Origin of the sequence: Staphylococcus sp. FSL H8-0121, assembly GCF_038008425.1 — a bacterium.
GTDB lineage: Bacteria > Bacillota > Bacilli > Staphylococcales > Staphylococcaceae > Staphylococcus > Staphylococcus pasteuri.
Genome location: NZ_JBBOZB010000001.1, coordinates 249,287 through 263,935, shown reverse-complemented (window position 1 = coordinate 263,935; position 14,649 = coordinate 249,287). Strand labels below are relative to the sequence as shown.

14 protein-coding genes are annotated in these 14,649 nt (G+C 31.8%); 1 reads left to right on the top strand and 13 read right to left on the bottom strand.

All coding sequences use genetic code 11. The features are described 5' to 3' along the window. Positions 1–13: 13 nt before the first annotated feature. The 13 genes from LFT63_RS01370 to lepA all read right to left on the bottom strand — a co-directional run bounded on the left by LFT63_RS01370 (position 14) and on the right by lepA (position 14,054). Positions 14–709 carry a hypothetical protein gene (locus LFT63_RS01370; RefSeq protein WP_017636280.1) on the bottom strand — a complete coding sequence of 232 codons (696 nt, stop codon included), beginning with the start codon at positions 707–709 and terminating at the stop codon, positions 14–16. Positions 710–724: 15 nt separating this feature from the next. Further along, complete coding sequence (gene floA / locus LFT63_RS01365; RefSeq protein WP_017636281.1) at positions 725–1,714, bottom strand: flotillin-like protein FloA; 990 nt, start codon at positions 1,712–1,714, stop codon at positions 725–727. A gap of 18 nt (positions 1,715–1,732) precedes the next feature. After that, positions 1,733–2,410: an NfeD family protein gene (locus LFT63_RS01360; protein WP_249663683.1), complete on the bottom strand. Its 678-nt coding sequence runs from the start codon at positions 2,408–2,410 to the stop codon at positions 1,733–1,735. Positions 2,411–2,652: 242 nt separating this feature from the next. Continuing rightward, positions 2,653–2,829, bottom strand: a complete 177-nt coding sequence (rpsU, locus tag LFT63_RS01355; protein ID WP_000048060.1) for a 30S ribosomal protein S21 — start codon at positions 2,827–2,829, stop codon at positions 2,653–2,655. Positions 2,830–2,955: 126 nt separating this feature from the next. Continuing rightward, entirely contained in the window at positions 2,956–4,302 is a 1,347-nt protein-coding gene (gene mtaB, locus LFT63_RS01350; RefSeq protein ID WP_017636283.1) for a tRNA (N(6)-L-threonylcarbamoyladenosine(37)-C(2))-methylthiotransferase MtaB, read from the bottom strand. 5 nt (positions 4,303–4,307) lie between these two features. Further along, positions 4,308–5,060, bottom strand: coding sequence for a 16S rRNA (uracil(1498)-N(3))-methyltransferase (locus LFT63_RS01345; RefSeq protein ID WP_017636284.1), 753 nt, complete (start codon positions 5,058–5,060; stop codon positions 4,308–4,310). 1 nt (position 5,061) lies between these two features. Beyond that, a complete protein-coding gene (gene prmA / locus LFT63_RS01340; protein WP_017636285.1) occupies positions 5,062–6,000 on the bottom strand; it encodes a 50S ribosomal protein L11 methyltransferase in 939 nt (312 codons plus the stop codon). Between the two features lie 5 nt (positions 6,001–6,005). Continuing rightward, positions 6,006–7,142 (bottom strand): molecular chaperone DnaJ, encoded by a 1,137-nt coding sequence (gene dnaJ / locus LFT63_RS01335; protein ID WP_340767791.1) that lies wholly within the window; start codon positions 7,140–7,142, stop codon positions 6,006–6,008. Positions 7,143–7,283: 141 nt separating this feature from the next. Continuing rightward, positions 7,284–9,119, bottom strand: coding sequence for a molecular chaperone DnaK (gene dnaK, locus LFT63_RS01330; protein WP_017636287.1), 1,836 nt, complete (start codon positions 9,117–9,119; stop codon positions 7,284–7,286). 53 nt (positions 9,120–9,172) lie between these two features. Continuing rightward, positions 9,173–9,823 carry a nucleotide exchange factor GrpE gene (gene grpE, locus LFT63_RS01325; RefSeq protein ID WP_017636288.1) on the bottom strand — a complete coding sequence of 217 codons (651 nt, stop codon included), beginning with the start codon at positions 9,821–9,823 and terminating at the stop codon, positions 9,173–9,175. Between the two features lie 30 nt (positions 9,824–9,853). After that, positions 9,854–10,831 carry a heat-inducible transcriptional repressor HrcA gene (gene hrcA / locus LFT63_RS01320; protein WP_017636289.1) on the bottom strand — a complete coding sequence of 326 codons (978 nt, stop codon included), beginning with the start codon at positions 10,829–10,831 and terminating at the stop codon, positions 9,854–9,856. Between the two features lie 101 nt (positions 10,832–10,932). After that, positions 10,933–12,066, bottom strand: coding sequence for a radical SAM family heme chaperone HemW (hemW, locus tag LFT63_RS01315; RefSeq protein ID WP_070453887.1), 1,134 nt, complete (start codon positions 12,064–12,066; stop codon positions 10,933–10,935). A gap of 164 nt (positions 12,067–12,230) precedes the next feature. Beyond that, positions 12,231–14,054: a translation elongation factor 4 gene (gene lepA, locus LFT63_RS01310; RefSeq protein WP_340767790.1), complete on the bottom strand. Its 1,824-nt coding sequence runs from the start codon at positions 14,052–14,054 to the stop codon at positions 12,231–12,233. A gap of 331 nt (positions 14,055–14,385) precedes the next feature. Here lepA and rpsT point away from each other — a divergent pair, with 331 nt between their 5' ends. Next, positions 14,386–14,637 carry a 30S ribosomal protein S20 gene (gene rpsT / locus LFT63_RS01305; protein WP_002451849.1) on the top strand — a complete coding sequence of 84 codons (252 nt, stop codon included), beginning with the start codon at positions 14,386–14,388 and terminating at the stop codon, positions 14,635–14,637. Positions 14,638–14,649 lie beyond the last annotated feature (12 nt).

Here is a 14,649-nt window from a genome sequence, read left to right as displayed (position 1 = left end):
GAGCTATTACAAATTAAAGTTGTTTAGGTTTATTTAAAATTTCATTCCAAATAATACCATTCACTATTTCATCATTATCAAATTGAAAAGCTGACTTACTCATATTACGTTCTACATTTTGTGAATTGAGTAATTGTTTTAATCTGACTCTTTTCGTACGTTCTGAAAGATATTTATCATTAATAATATCTTGCGCCTTTTTCTCAATTAAAGCGAGCTGTTTTTCTTTTTCCCTATCTATCTCACTTCTTACATTCTTTAAATCTTGATGTAAATTTGATTCAAGATCTTTACGTAAATTTTCAGCGCTTTCATCTCTAGATGTTGATTGTTTTACAGGTTCACGCACTTCTTTTTCATTATGATAAGGTGTTGGGTCTGGTTTAGGAATGGAATCATCATAGTCAGTAGGTCTACGATGTAATTCTTCAGATGTAGGTTTACTGTTCTCTATTTCTTGATTCAATGGAGGAAGATTATCGTCAAATGTTCTTTTCTTTTCACTTGATGTTTCTCCATTAATTTCATCACTAAGTTCTTTAAATGTCTTTTCAAATTCTTCGAAAAAACCACCTTTTTTTGGTTGTTGGTTTTCTTTAGGTGTGGACGGTGGTTTTTGATTTTGTCTTTCTTCATGACTCTTATCACGTATGGTACTAATTATTGTTGCTATGATCGATATGACAAAAATAATTATTCCAATATTCATTTAATCACCCCACAATTATTGTTCTGGTGATTCGTCATCATTTTGATCAGTACGTTTATTAATGGCATTTCTCATGCCTGTGTCAGCTTCAATATTTTTTAGATTATAATAATCTTTTACACCAATGTTTCCAGAACGTAAAGCCTCAGCCATTGCTAATGGAACTTCTGATTCTGCTTCTACAACTTTAGCACGCATTTCTTGAACTCTTGCTTTCATTTCTTGTTCTGATGCTACTGCCATTGCACGACGTTCTTCAGCTTTCGCTTGTGCAATATTTTTATCTGCAAGTGCTTGCTCAGTTTGTAGATCGGCACCGATGTTTTTACTAATATCTACATCGGCAATATCAATTGATAAAATTTCAAATGCAGTTCCTGAATCTAAACCTTTACTTAGCACTGTTTTTGAAATATTATCCGGATTTTCAAGAACCTCAGTGTGGTGTTGACTTGAACCAATAGTAGAAACAATACCTTCACCTACACGTGCTATAATTGTTTCTTCACCAGCACCACCGACTAAACGGGCAATATTCGCGCGTACAGTGATACGTGCTTTAGCTTTAACTTCAATACCATTCATAGCTACACCAGCGATAAAAGGTGTTTCAATTACTTTAGGATTTACAGACATTTGAACTGCTTCTAAAACATCTCTACCTGCTAAGTCAATCGCTGCACCACGTTCAAATGGTAAATCTATGTCTGCACGTTGAGCAGCAATGTTTGCATCAACGACTCTATCTACATTACCGCCTGCTAAATAATGAGATTCAAGTTGATTTGTTTTTAAATTTAAACCAGCTTTATGTGCTTTAATTAAAGGACCAATTACTTTTCTTGGTGATACTCTTCTTAAACGCATACCTACTAAAGTACCGATACCAACATGAACACCAGCTGCTAAAGCTGAAATCCATAGGCCTACAGGTACAAATGAAAATAGTATTAATAAAGCTACAACAATAATGACTGCAATTATTATAAATCCAATACTAATCATTTTAACTCTCCTTTATAACTATTCTATTTCTCTTACTACGACACGTGTGCCTTCAACTTCAAGTATCTTTACTTGTCTGTTTCTTAATATGAATGTGCCATCAGAAACTGCATCAATACGTTCATCATCTAACTTTATGATACCAGCAGGTCTAAGGTCCGTGACGGTTTGAGCCGTTTTACCGACTAAATGAGAGCGATCATCGTGAGAAGTGAACCCTGATTCAGCATTAGTTGAATCTTTCAAAATAACTTTATCTAAAAATGGAATATTTTTCTTAAATATTTTCACTAATACCACCCATTCAATTATTGATAATATTAGAGCTACAATCACATTACCTAACATAAGTAGCAGGTTATTGCCTAACATCACAATACTAATTGATATGAGTATTATGCCAATAATACCTATGACTGCACCAACAATAAATAATTCGATAATAACGAATAAAACGCCAATAGCAAAAAGTATTACAGATAATATGTTGACATCACCTTTAATAAGAAAACCTAGAAACAAAATTAATAACGATAATGATGCTAAGATACCAATCATATTTATTTTTTTAGAATATAATTGATATAAAAACCCTAGAAAAATAATACATGTTAGAACAAGTGATACCAACGGATGGACAATAACGTTAGTTATATCTTTAACCCAACTATTTTCAGTTGAAAATTGAGTTAACAGTAAAGTATGTATTACATTTGAATATGTCACTATTTCACCTCACTCTCACCATAATTATACATGAAAACGCAGACATATTATAGTGATTTAGTAATATATAAAAATATTTATTAAATTAAATTTAAACTCAATTTATAAAAGTTAGTTTTCTATAGATAACAAAAAACACCTCAGTTATTACAACTAAGGTGTTTCATATTTATAATTAACATTCTTGTTGAGGGAGTCAACAGTGTTATTAATTATTTGAATTTACGTTTACGTGCAGCTTCTGATTTCTTTTTACGTTTAACACTAGGTTTTTCGTAAAATTCACGTTTACGTACTTCTTGGATAGTACCACTTTTTGAAACTGAACGCTTAAATCGACGTAAAGCATCTTCAAGTGATTCATTTTTACGTACTACTGTTTTAGACATCTGTATTTCCCTCCCTCCAAATATCAACGGAACTTTATATTCAATCGCATAGTAAAACTATGCTTTTATTAGTATAATATATCTGTAATATCCGGTCAATTACTAATATTTATATTTTTAAAATAATTAAACAAGTACTTCTTGTTCAGATTTATTTGTAGCATGATCAACAATACGAATAGCTTTACCTTTATTTATAGGATAATTGGCTTTTTGAATTTTAACTTTCACAATTTGACCTATTAAATCTTCATTGCCTTCAAATTCAACTTTCATGTAATTATCAGCATATCCAACTAAAGTGTTTGGTGTTTCTCCACTTTCCTCAGGAATGACTTCAAGTACTTCATCTTCAAATTTAGATGCATATTCTTTAGCTAATTGATTACTTAATTCAATTAATTTATGCACACGTTCATTTTTGATTTCTTCATCGATTTGGTCGTCCATTCTTGCAGCTGGAGTACCAATACGAGATGAATATGGGAAAACATGTAATTCTGAGAATTTATGCTTCACAATAAAGTCGTATGTTTCTTGGAATTCTTCTTCTGTTTCGCCAGGGAAACCAACGATAACGTCACTAGTAATAGCTACATCTGGTAAAGCTTGATGTAATTTAGTAATTCTTTCTGAGAAGTGTTCCATTGTATATTTACGTCTCATACGTTTTAACACTGTATCTGATCCAGATTGTAAAGGTACATGTAAATGTCTTACAATCTTATTTGAGCTTTCAAGAACACTGATTACTTCATCAGTTAATTGACTTGCTTCAATTGATGAAATACGAATACGCTCTAAACCATCAACTTGATCTAAATCTCTTAATAATTGAGCTAAATTATAATTTTTTAAATCTTGTCCATATCCGCCTGTGTGAATACCAGTTAATACGATTTCTTTATAACCAGAGTTAACTAAAGTAGTCGCTTGTTCCACTACTTTTTCAGGATCTCTAGATCTCATTAATCCACGAGCCCATGGAATAATACAGAATGTACAGAAATTATTACATCCCTCTTGAATTTTTAATGATGCTCTTGTTCTATCTGTAAAGTATGGCACATCTAACTCTTCATATTTACGATTTTTCATAATATTACCAACACCATTAATTGGTTGACGTTCTTTTTGGAATTCATCAATGTAATCAAGTAATTTATGACGGTCTTGTGTACCTACGACTACATCTACACCTGGAATTTCCATAATTTCAGCAGAAGATGTTTGTGCATAACAACCAGTTACACATACTACAGCATCAGGATTTTTTCTGATTGCTCTTCTTATAATTTGTCTACTTTTTTTATCTCCGGTATTCGTTACAGTACAAGTATTAATAACAAATACATCTGCATTTGTTTCAAAATCTACTCTTTCGTAATCTGCTTCTTTAAATAATTGCCAAATTGCTTCAGTTTCATAGTGGTTAACTTTACAACCTAAAGTGTGAAACGCAACTGTTGACATATTGTTCACCCCATTAATTCTTTTTCATAACTTAACGCGCTCAATGCATATAGTGGCGCTGTTTCTGCCCGTAAAATTCTTGGTCCTAAACCAACTAACTGTGAATTTGATTTTAACATTGACACTTCTTCATCAGAAAGTCCGCCTTCTGGACCAAATATAAGTAATACACGATCTTGTGGCTTAAATTGTTTTAACATGTGTTTGAAATGACTATTTTCGTTATGTTTGGCTTGTTCTTCATAAGCAACAAGAACATAATCATACTGAATTATGATATCACAAATTGCCTTTGAATTCGATAGATAATTAATTTGAGGAATTGTTAATCTATAGCTTTGTTCTGCAGCTTCCTTGATTATTTTTTGCCATCGTTCTAGTTTTTTAGAGATTTTTGCATTGTTTAATTTAACAATAGATCGGTCCATTTCTACTGCCAAAAATTCACTGGCACCTAGTTCAGTTGCTTTTTGAATCATCCATTCATATTTATCAGCCTTAATCAAACCACTGCAAATAGTAATATGTTGCGGTAACTCAGTATTAATTTCTTGCTTTTCGATTAATTCTAACTCTATATTTTGATCAGATATATTAGTTATTTTACACGTATAAACATTTTTATCATTAAATGTGATTACTATTTTATGTCCTTCAGAATGGCGCATTACATTTTTAATATGATGCATATCTTCTTTATCTGTAATAAAAAAACGCTGACTTTCATCAGCGTTTTGATTAATAAAATATCTTTGCAAATTAGTCACTCACTTTCTGACCAACGATACATACCCAACCGTTGTCATGTTGAACTGAAATAATTTTAAAACCTACACGCTTCATATGTTCTTCAATTTCTTCATATTTTTCTTCAATTATACCTGAAGTTATAAAGTAACCTTCTTCATTGACTGTATTATAAGCGTCTTCAATCATTTCATCAATAATATGAGCTAAAATATTTGCAATAACAATATCAAATTTTTCATTTTCATCTTTTAATAAATTACCAGGAACAGCTTCAATCTCATTTAGACAATGGTTTTTTTCAAAGTTTTCTTTGGCTACATTAACAGCCATTTGATCAATATCTAATGCCTTTATCCTTTTAACACCTATCAAATGACTAGCTATACTTAATATTCCAGAACCTGTACCAACATCGATGACACTGTGTTGTGGAGTCACATATGTTTCAATAGCTTTTAAACACATACTCGTCGTTGGATGGTCTCCCGTTCCGAAAGCCATACCTGGATCTAATTCTATAAGTAACTCTTCATCTGATTCTTTATTGTAAGTTTCCCAACTAGGAACGATAGTAAATTTATTAGATGCTCGGAAAGGATGAAAATAATTTTTCCATTCATTTTCCCAATCTTCTTCTGCAATTGTAGTTTCACTTATATTAAAAATAGATTTATCTATATCTTTTAATGCTAGAATTTCTTCTTCAATACTAGTACGTAAATTCTCATTAAAATTCACTTCATTGAAATAAGCTTTTAAACGTACTCCCTTTTCTGGATAGTCCTCAGGTTTAAGTTCATAAATTTCACCGAACTTATCTTCTGGGGGATTGATTAAATCATTTGAGTCTTCTACTACTACTCCGTTAGACCCGTAGTTCTCAAGTATATCAGTAACCAAGAATTCAACCTCATGATTAACTACGATCGAAAGTTCCGTCCAATTCATTTTTGTTATTCTCCTTTGAAGAATCTTCTAGCTTTATCTTTAAAATTTGAAGGCTGTTCATTTAGTTCTTCACCATTAATATCAGCAAATTCTTTCATAATTTCTTTTTGTCGTTCAGTCATTTTAGTTGGTGTAAGCACTTTAATGTTTACAAATAAATCACCGTGTCCATAACCATGAACATTTTTAATACCTTTATCTTTAAGGCGGAATTGTTTACCTGTTTGAGTTCCAGAAGGAATAGTTAATACAACGTTACTATTTAAAGTTGGTATTTTCACTTCGTCACCTAGTGCTGCTTGAGGGAAACTAATATTTAAATCATAGTAAATGTCGTCTCCATCACGTTTAAACACTTCAGAAGGTTTAACTCTGAATACAACATATAAGTCTCCACTTGGTCCTCCGTTTACACCTGGTGAACCTTCGCCAGCTAAACGAATTTGTTGTTCATTATCGACACCTTCTGGAATAGTAACTTCTAATTTAACTGTTTTATTTTCAGTACCTTTACCGTGACAAGTTGGACATGGCTCTTCAAATTCTTGTCCACTACCTTCACATTTAGGGCAAACTTGTTCAGTTCTAACTCTTCCTAAGATCGTATTTTGTTCAACTGAAACAGAACCTGCTCCGTTACAATAGCTACATGTTTTTTTCTTAGTACCAGGTTTAGCACCCTCACCATCACATGTATGACAAGTTACATCTTTACGAATTGAAATCTCTTTCTTACCACCGAAAACTGCTTCATCAAATGTGATCGTCATAGTATATTGCAAGTCGTCACCTTTGCGTGGTGCATTTGGATCTCTTTGTCTAGAGTCACCTCCGAAGAATGAACTAAATATATCTTCGAAACCGCCGCCACTGAATCCACCAAAGTCACCGCCGCCAAATCCTTGGCTGCCGAAACCACCTTGTGGACCATCATGTCCAAATTGATCGTAATTTGCTCGTTTGTTATCATCACTTAAAACTTCGTAGGCTTCAGATATTTCTTTGAATTTTTCATCTGCGCCTTCTTCTTTATTTATATCAGGGTGATATTTTTTTGATAATTTTCTGTAAGCTTTTTTAATTTCGTCTTTAGAAGCACTTTTACTTACCCCTAAGACTTCATAATAATCTCTTTTGGCCACAGTAACCTCTCCTTTTTTACTAACAAGATAAGTTTAACTAATTCATAACAACTATCCAAATAAAAAGCCAAAGCCAATGTACAATTGACTTTGACTTTTTTAAAATAGCTTTAATTGAAGTTGATTAGTTCGACTTAAATATTATTTTTTATCTTCGTCGTCTTTAACTTCTTTAAATTCAGCATCTTCTACAGTGCTATCTTGATTTTGTTCACCAGATTCACCTTGAGCTTGTTGTTGTGCTTGTTGAGCTTGTTGGTAAACTTTTGCTGATAAGTCTTGAACAACTTTTTCAAGTTCTTCTTTTTTAGCTTTAATGTCTTCAACATCTTCGCCTTCAAGAGCAGATTTTAATGCTTCTTTTTTGTCTTCAGCATTTTTCTTATCTTCTTCACCGATATTTTCACCTAAGTCGTTAATAGTTTTTTCAACTTGGAATACTAGGCTATCTGCTTCGTTTCTTAAGTCTACTTCTTCACGACGTTTTTTATCAGCTTCAGCATTTTCTTCAGCGTCTTTTACCATACGATCGATTTCATCGTCTGATAATGAAGAGCTTGATTGGATAGTAATATTTTGTTCTTTATTAGTACCAAGGTCTTTTGCAGTAACATTTACAATACCATTTTTATCAATATCGAATGTTACTTCAATTTGAGGTACACCACGTGGAGCTGGTGGAATGTCTGTTAATTGGAAACGACCTAATGTTTTGTTATCTGAAGCCATAGGACGTTCACCTTGTAATACATGAATATCTACTGCTGGTTGATTATCAGCTGCTGTAGAGTATACTTGTGATTTTGAAGTTGGGATAGTAGTATTACGTTCGATTAACGTATTCATACGTCCACCCATGATTTCAATACCTAATGATAATGGTGTTACGTCTAATAGTACAACGTCTTTAACATCACCAGTGATTACGCCACCTTGAATTGCTGCACCCATTGCTACTACTTCGTCTGGGTTTACACCTTTATGTGGATCTTTACCGATTTCTTTTTTAACAGCATCTTGAACTGCTGGAATACGTGTTGAACCACCAACTAAGATGACTTCATCAATATCTGAGTTTGATAATCCAGCATCTTTCATTGCTTGACGAGTTGGTTCCATTGTACGTTTGATTAATGAATCTGCTAACTCTTCAAATTTAGAACGAGTTAAGTTGATTTCTAAGTGTAATGGACCACTTTCACCAGCAGAGATGAATGGTAATGAGATTTGAGTTTGAGATACACCAGATAAGTCTTTTTTAGCTTTTTCAGCAGCGTCTTTAAGACGTTGTAAAGCCATTTTATCTTGTGATAAATCTACACCGTTTTCTTTTTTGAATTCTGATACTAAGTGGTCAATGATTACTTGGTCAAAGTCATCCCCACCTAATTTGTTGTCACCTGCAGTTGAAAGTACTTCAAATACGCCGTCACCTAATTCTAAGATTGAAACGTCGAAAGTACCGCCACCTAAGTCGAATACTAATACTTTTTGATCTTGTTCAGTTTTATCTAAACCATAAGCTAATGCAGCAGCTGTTGGTTCATTGATAATACGTTCTACTTCTAAACCAGCAATTTTACCAGCATCTTTAGTTGCTTGACGTTCAGCGTCATTGAAGTATGCAGGTACTGTGATAACAGCTTTATCTACTTTATCACCTAAATAGCTTTCAGCAGTGTTTTTTAAGTTTTGTAATACCATTGCTGAAATTTCTTGTGGTGTGTATGATTTACCTTCTATATCTACTTTGTAATCTGTACCCATATGACGTTTGATAGATTGTACAGTATTTGGATTAGTAATAGCTTGTCGTTTAGCTACTTCGCCGACTTGTGTTTCACCATTTTTAAAAGCCACAACAGATGGTGTTGTACGAGCACCTTCAGGGTTTTGAATAACTTTTGGTTCGTCACCTTCTAATACTGCTACACAAGAGTTTGTTGTTCCTAAGTCAATACCGATTACTTTACTCATAATAAAATTCCTCCAATTGTTATATTTATATTTTCAATGTTTTTTCGCCAATATTATTGGTTTACTTTAACCATTGATGGTCTTAACACTCTATCTTTTAATTTGTACCCTTTTTGTAGTTCTTGGGTGATAATACCTGAACCATATTCAGGATTGTCGTCTTGAACTACTGCCTGGTGTACATTAGGGTCAAATTCTTGCCCTTCAGATTCAATTTCTTCAAGACCATTGTCTTTTAAGGCTCTTAACAGACTTTCATGAACCATTTGAACGCCTTTTTGAAGTGATTTAAATGATTCATCTTCACCTTCAATTTGTAGTGCACGTTCTATATTGTCAATAGTTGGTAAAATATCTGTTAGTACACCTTGAGATTGATACATTTTATTGATTTTATTTTCGTTCTGAATTCTACGTTTATAGTTTTCAAATTCAGCATATAATCTTAAATATTTCTCTTCGTTGTCATTTGCTAACTTTTGTAAGTCATTAATTTCTTGATCTTTTGGATCAATGCTTTCATTATCAGTTTCTTCAGAAGAAACTGTTTCATTGTTTGATTCTTCTTGCGTTTCTACATCTTGCGTATTATTAGATTCAGTGTTATCAACTGAAGTCGCTGTTTCTTCAGATTGTGTATCTGTTGTTTGGTTGTCTGTTTCTGTTTCAGTATTTTGTTTCACTGATTCATCTTTTTCTGTCATTTTGTGCCCTCCAATACAATTCTAATTACGTTACCAAATTCGGTTAAGTAATTGAATTACATTTTGATAATGCATCGCAGTTGGTCCAATAACCGCAATTTGACCTTTGAGTTTCTCATCAAAGTGATACTGTGTTGATACTATTGATATATCACTTAAATTTTCATCTATTTCTTTACCAATTTTTACATTGATTTGAGAATTGGATATATCATCTAATAATTCAATAATTCTATTTGATTCGATATACTGCAAAATTGGTTGAATAGAAGATACATTAGATTCATTCAATGCATCAATCAGTTTAACCTTTCCACCCATGTAAATGCTATTACTTTGATTGGAAATGTGTAAATTCATCATTTTAACTAATTCTTTAATGAATTGTGCTTCATTTTGAGTTTGTGCGAATCTTTCTATTTCATCAATTTGACCTTTAATTAACTTATTATATTGATTTGATAGGAAATTGGATATCTTATTCAATTCATCATTAGTTAAAGGTAATTCAGATGTAAGATGCACATTTTCAACATAGCCTGATGAAAATACTAAAATCATTATTATTAAATGATTATTTGCTCGAATCAAATGAATATTATTAATAATGTCTTGATTATGGTTGGGACGAACAACCAACGTTGCATATTGAGACATCATAGATAGTTCATTTGCAAAATACGTTAATGCAGAAGAAGTATCATAATGATTCTCAATCATTAACTGATTTAAACGTTGAATTTTGTTTGAGTTTTGATGAGATGTTTGTTCTAATAATTGATTTACATAGTATCTAAAACCTAATTCGGATGGTGACCTTCCTGAAGATGTATGAACCTTTTCAATGAAATCCATATCTTCCAGTTGTTTCATTTCATTCCGAATTGTCGCTGGACTTACATTTAAGTCGTGACGATCAATTAAAGTTTTAGAACCAATGGGTTGTCCATAATCAACATAATCTTCAACAATTGCATTAAGAATGCTTAATTGTCTATCTGTTATCATGTTTTCACCTCATTAGCACTCTTTTCTGTTAAGTGCTAATTATAATTTATCAAATTGGTCAAAGTAAGTCAACGTTAAAGCGTTAGAAATTTAAATTTATTTTAGATATTTAATAAAAATGCTTCAAAAACCTCGTTACCAATGACTTTACCTCTCTCCGTAAGATAAATATAATCTGATTTTTCCTCAATCAATTTTCTATTTTTTAAATCATTAATAGTTTGACCAAATACATTTTCAATTGATGTATTAAACTTCTCATTGAATTTAGTCATACTAACGCCTTGATTTAATCTTAGTCCTAAAAACATCTCTTCTTCCATTTGCTCATTTATAGTTGGTTCAGTTTGAGTAAGAAGAGGTACTTCTTCATTTTTAATAGCTTTAATATAATGATTGACAGGGTTAACATTTGTATAACGTACTCCATTTGTATATCCACTTGCACCCGCACCGAAACCATAATATTCCTCATTTAACCAATAAACTTTATTATGTTCAGATTCGTGTCCTTCAATAGCAAAATTTGAAATCTCATATTGATGGAATCTTGAATTTTCAATTTTATGCATTAATAATTGATACATTTCTGCACCTAAATCTTCGTTAGGTAGTTTGAGATGACCTTTCCTATACATATTATAAAATTGGGTTTTGGGTTCTAGTATGAGTCCATAACTAGATATATGATCAATATCCATTTGCATTGCTAAATCTAAACTATTTTCAAAATCTTGAAGAGTTTGTTGTGGTAAATGATACATTAAATCTAAACTAATAGATTCTATACCAGCATCTCTAGCATTTTTAACTGCATTATAAATATCTTCGGTTTTATGTGTTCTTCCTAAAATATTTAGTAGTTCTGGTTTGAACGTTTGTACACCCATTGATATGCGATTTACACCATAAGATTTTAGTAATTTCACTTTCTCAAATGTAAGTTCATCTGGATTTGCCTCAAAGCTGTATTCGCCTTCAATATTAAATAGATTATTGATTCCTGATAATAATTTTGTAAGTTGATCTATATTCAATGCAGTTGGCGTACCTCCACCAACATACATCGTTTTTAAATTGGTATTTGAATGTTTAGTACGTCTTTCCATTTCTAATAGTAATGAATCCAAATAGTCATCAACTGGTTGCTTATCAATAAAATATTTATTGAAATCACAATAAGTACATATTCTGACACAAAACGGTATATGAATATAAGCACTTTGTATGGTCAATTTAATTCCTCCACAAGATATGACTTTATTTTTATTAAAAAATTAGAGGCGGGATAGAATTAAGTTAAAAATCAATTCTGGTCCCACCTCGTATCAAATATAAATATTTAAATCTTAATTAAAAAGTGTTTTTAAATACAAAGTCACACTTAATAACGTCATTATTATTCTTCATCCATTTTAAGTACTGCTAAGAATGCATCTTGAGGAATCTCTACATTACCAACAGCTTTCATTTTAGCTTTACCAGCTTTTTGTTTTTCTAAAAGTTTACGTTTACGACTAATGTCCCCACCATAACATTTAGATAATACGTTTTTACCCATAGATTTAATGTTTGTACGTGCTACTATTTTTTGACCAATTGCAGCTTGTACAGGTACTTCGAATTGTTGTCTAGGGATTAATGTTTTTAATTTTTCAACTAGTGATTTACCACGTTCATATGCAAATTCTTTGTGGACTATAAAGCTAAGCGCATCTACTTTTTCACCATTAAGTAGGATGTCCATTTTAACTAAATCACTTTCTTTATTTTCAATAAATTCGTAATCAAATGATGCATAACCTTTAGTATTAGATTTAAGTTGATCAAAGAAATCAAATACAACTTCTGATAAAGGAATTTCATAAACGATGTTAACTCGAATGTCATCTAAGTAATCCATATTAACAAATTGGCCACGCTTACGTTGACATAGTTCCATGACTGCACCCACATAATCATTAGGTACCATCATTGTTGCTCTAACATATGGTTCATAAATTTTTTCTATACGATCACGTTCAGGCATTTGTGCTGGGTTATCAACTGTGACTTCAGATCCATCTTTTAATATACATTGATAAATTACTGATGGAGCAGTTGCAATCAATTCAATTCCAAATTCACGTTCGATTCTTTCTTGAATGATTTCCATGTGTAACATACCTAAGAATCCAGTTCTATAACCAAAACCTAAGGCTTGTGATGATTCTGGTTCAAATTCTAATGAAGCATCGTTTAATTGTAGTTTTTCAAGCGCTTCACGTAAATCATTATAATTTTTATTATCAATTGGGAATAAACCACAATAAACCATTGGATTCATTTTTTTATAACCTTGTAATGGTTTCTCAGCAGGTCTATTCGCTAAAGTAATAGTATCACCGACACGTGAATCATCAACATTTTTAATACTTGCAATGATATAACCAACATCACCGACAGTTAATTCGTCCACAGATAGTTGTTTTGGAGTATTAATACCTACTTCAGTCACTTCAAATTCTTTACCTGTTGCCATCATTTTAATCTTATCTCCAGCTTTTACTACGCCATCAATAATTCTAATTGATGAAATAACACCGCGGTACGGATCATATTCTGAATCAAAAATTAATGCTTTTAATGGAGCTTCTGGGTCTCCTTCAGGTGGTGGGACAACTTCTACAATTTTTTCAAGAATTTCTTCAATACCAATATTAGATTTTGCACTTGCAAGAACTACATCATCTTGGTCAAGACCAATAACATCTTCAAGTTCTTGCTTAACTCTTTCAGGTTCAGCTGCTGGAAGATCAATTTTATTAACTACTGGTAATAGTTCTAAGTTATTATCTAAAGCTAGGTATAGATTAGCTAGTGTTTGTGCTTCTATACCTTGTGCAGCGTCGACTACTAAAATAGCACCTTCACATGCAGCCAATGATCTTGAAACTTCATATGTAAAATCGACATGTCCAGGTGTATCGATTAAATGGAATGTATATGTTTCTCCATCTTTTGCTTCGTATTTTAATTTAACAGCATTTAATTTAATTGTGATACCACGTTCTCTTTCTAAATCCATTGAATCTAACAATTGATCTTGCATATCTCTAGTTTCTACTGATTTCGTATTTTCAAGAATTCTATCAGCTAAGGTAGATTTACCGTGGTCTATATGAGCTATAATAGAGAAATTTCTAATCTTATCTCTTCTATTGTATCGTTCTTGCTTATCCATTATATCCTTCTCACTTTCATATTTATAACCCGTATTTGTACATCTTTGATATGATAACGTTTTTAAATTGTAAATGCAAACATCTAATTAATCGTTTAAATAAACCATTTACTTTGATAAACTAATACTTATATTGGTTTAAGTTTAATATTGCATACTTTATTATAAAGTGTAATGAACTTAATTCCAATACTATAATGTGATATTCATTTATTAGCATAGCCATTAAATAAATGATTGCACAAAGATAGTACATTTGATAAAATATTTCTTGTTGTAATCAAATATAATTTAATTTGATAAGTTAGTTCACTTTTAGGAGGTGACAGTAATGCCAAACATTAAATCTGCAGTTAAACGTGTTAAAACAACTCAAACTGCTGAAGAACGTAATATTTCTAAGAAAAATACTATGCGTACAGCAGTTAAACGTGCGAAATCAGCTATTGAGACAAATGCCGATAACAAAAATGAATTAGTAAGCTTTGCTATTAAGCAATTAGATAAAGCTGCTCAAAGCAACTTAATCCACTCTAACAAAGCTGATCGCGTAAAATCACAATTGATGAGCGCTAACAAATAATTATAAATAAAA

Bases quoted from the DNA above. Each gene is read 5' to 3' on its own strand.
- mtaB (WP_017636283.1), bottom strand. From the start codon at position 4,302: ATGTCAACAGTTGCGTTTCACACTTTAGGTTGTAAAGTTAACCACTAT.
- rpsU (WP_000048060.1), bottom strand. From the start codon at position 2,829: ATGTCTAAAACAGTAGTACGTAAAAATGAATCACTTGAAGATGCTTTA.
- floA (WP_017636281.1), bottom strand. From the start codon at position 1,714: ATGATTAGTATTGGATTTATAATAATTGCAGTCATTATTGTTGTAGCT.
- lepA (WP_340767790.1), bottom strand. From the start codon at position 14,054: ATGGATAAGCAAGAACGATACAATAGAAGAGATAAGATTAGAAATTTC.
- grpE (WP_017636288.1), bottom strand. From the start codon at position 9,823: ATGACAGAAAAAGATGAATCAGTGAAACAAAATACTGAAACAGAAACA.
- LFT63_RS01370 (WP_017636280.1), bottom strand. From the start codon at position 709: ATGAATATTGGAATAATTATTTTTGTCATATCGATCATAGCAACAATA.
- dnaK (WP_017636287.1), bottom strand. From the start codon at position 9,119: ATGAGTAAAGTAATCGGTATTGACTTAGGAACAACAAACTCTTGTGTA.
- rpsT (WP_002451849.1), top strand. From the start codon at position 14,386: ATGCCAAACATTAAATCTGCAGTTAAACGTGTTAAAACAACTCAAACT.
- prmA (WP_017636285.1), bottom strand. From the start codon at position 6,000: ATGAATTGGACGGAACTTTCGATCGTAGTTAATCATGAGGTTGAATTC.
- hrcA (WP_017636289.1), bottom strand. From the start codon at position 10,831: ATGATAACAGATAGACAATTAAGCATTCTTAATGCAATTGTTGAAGAT.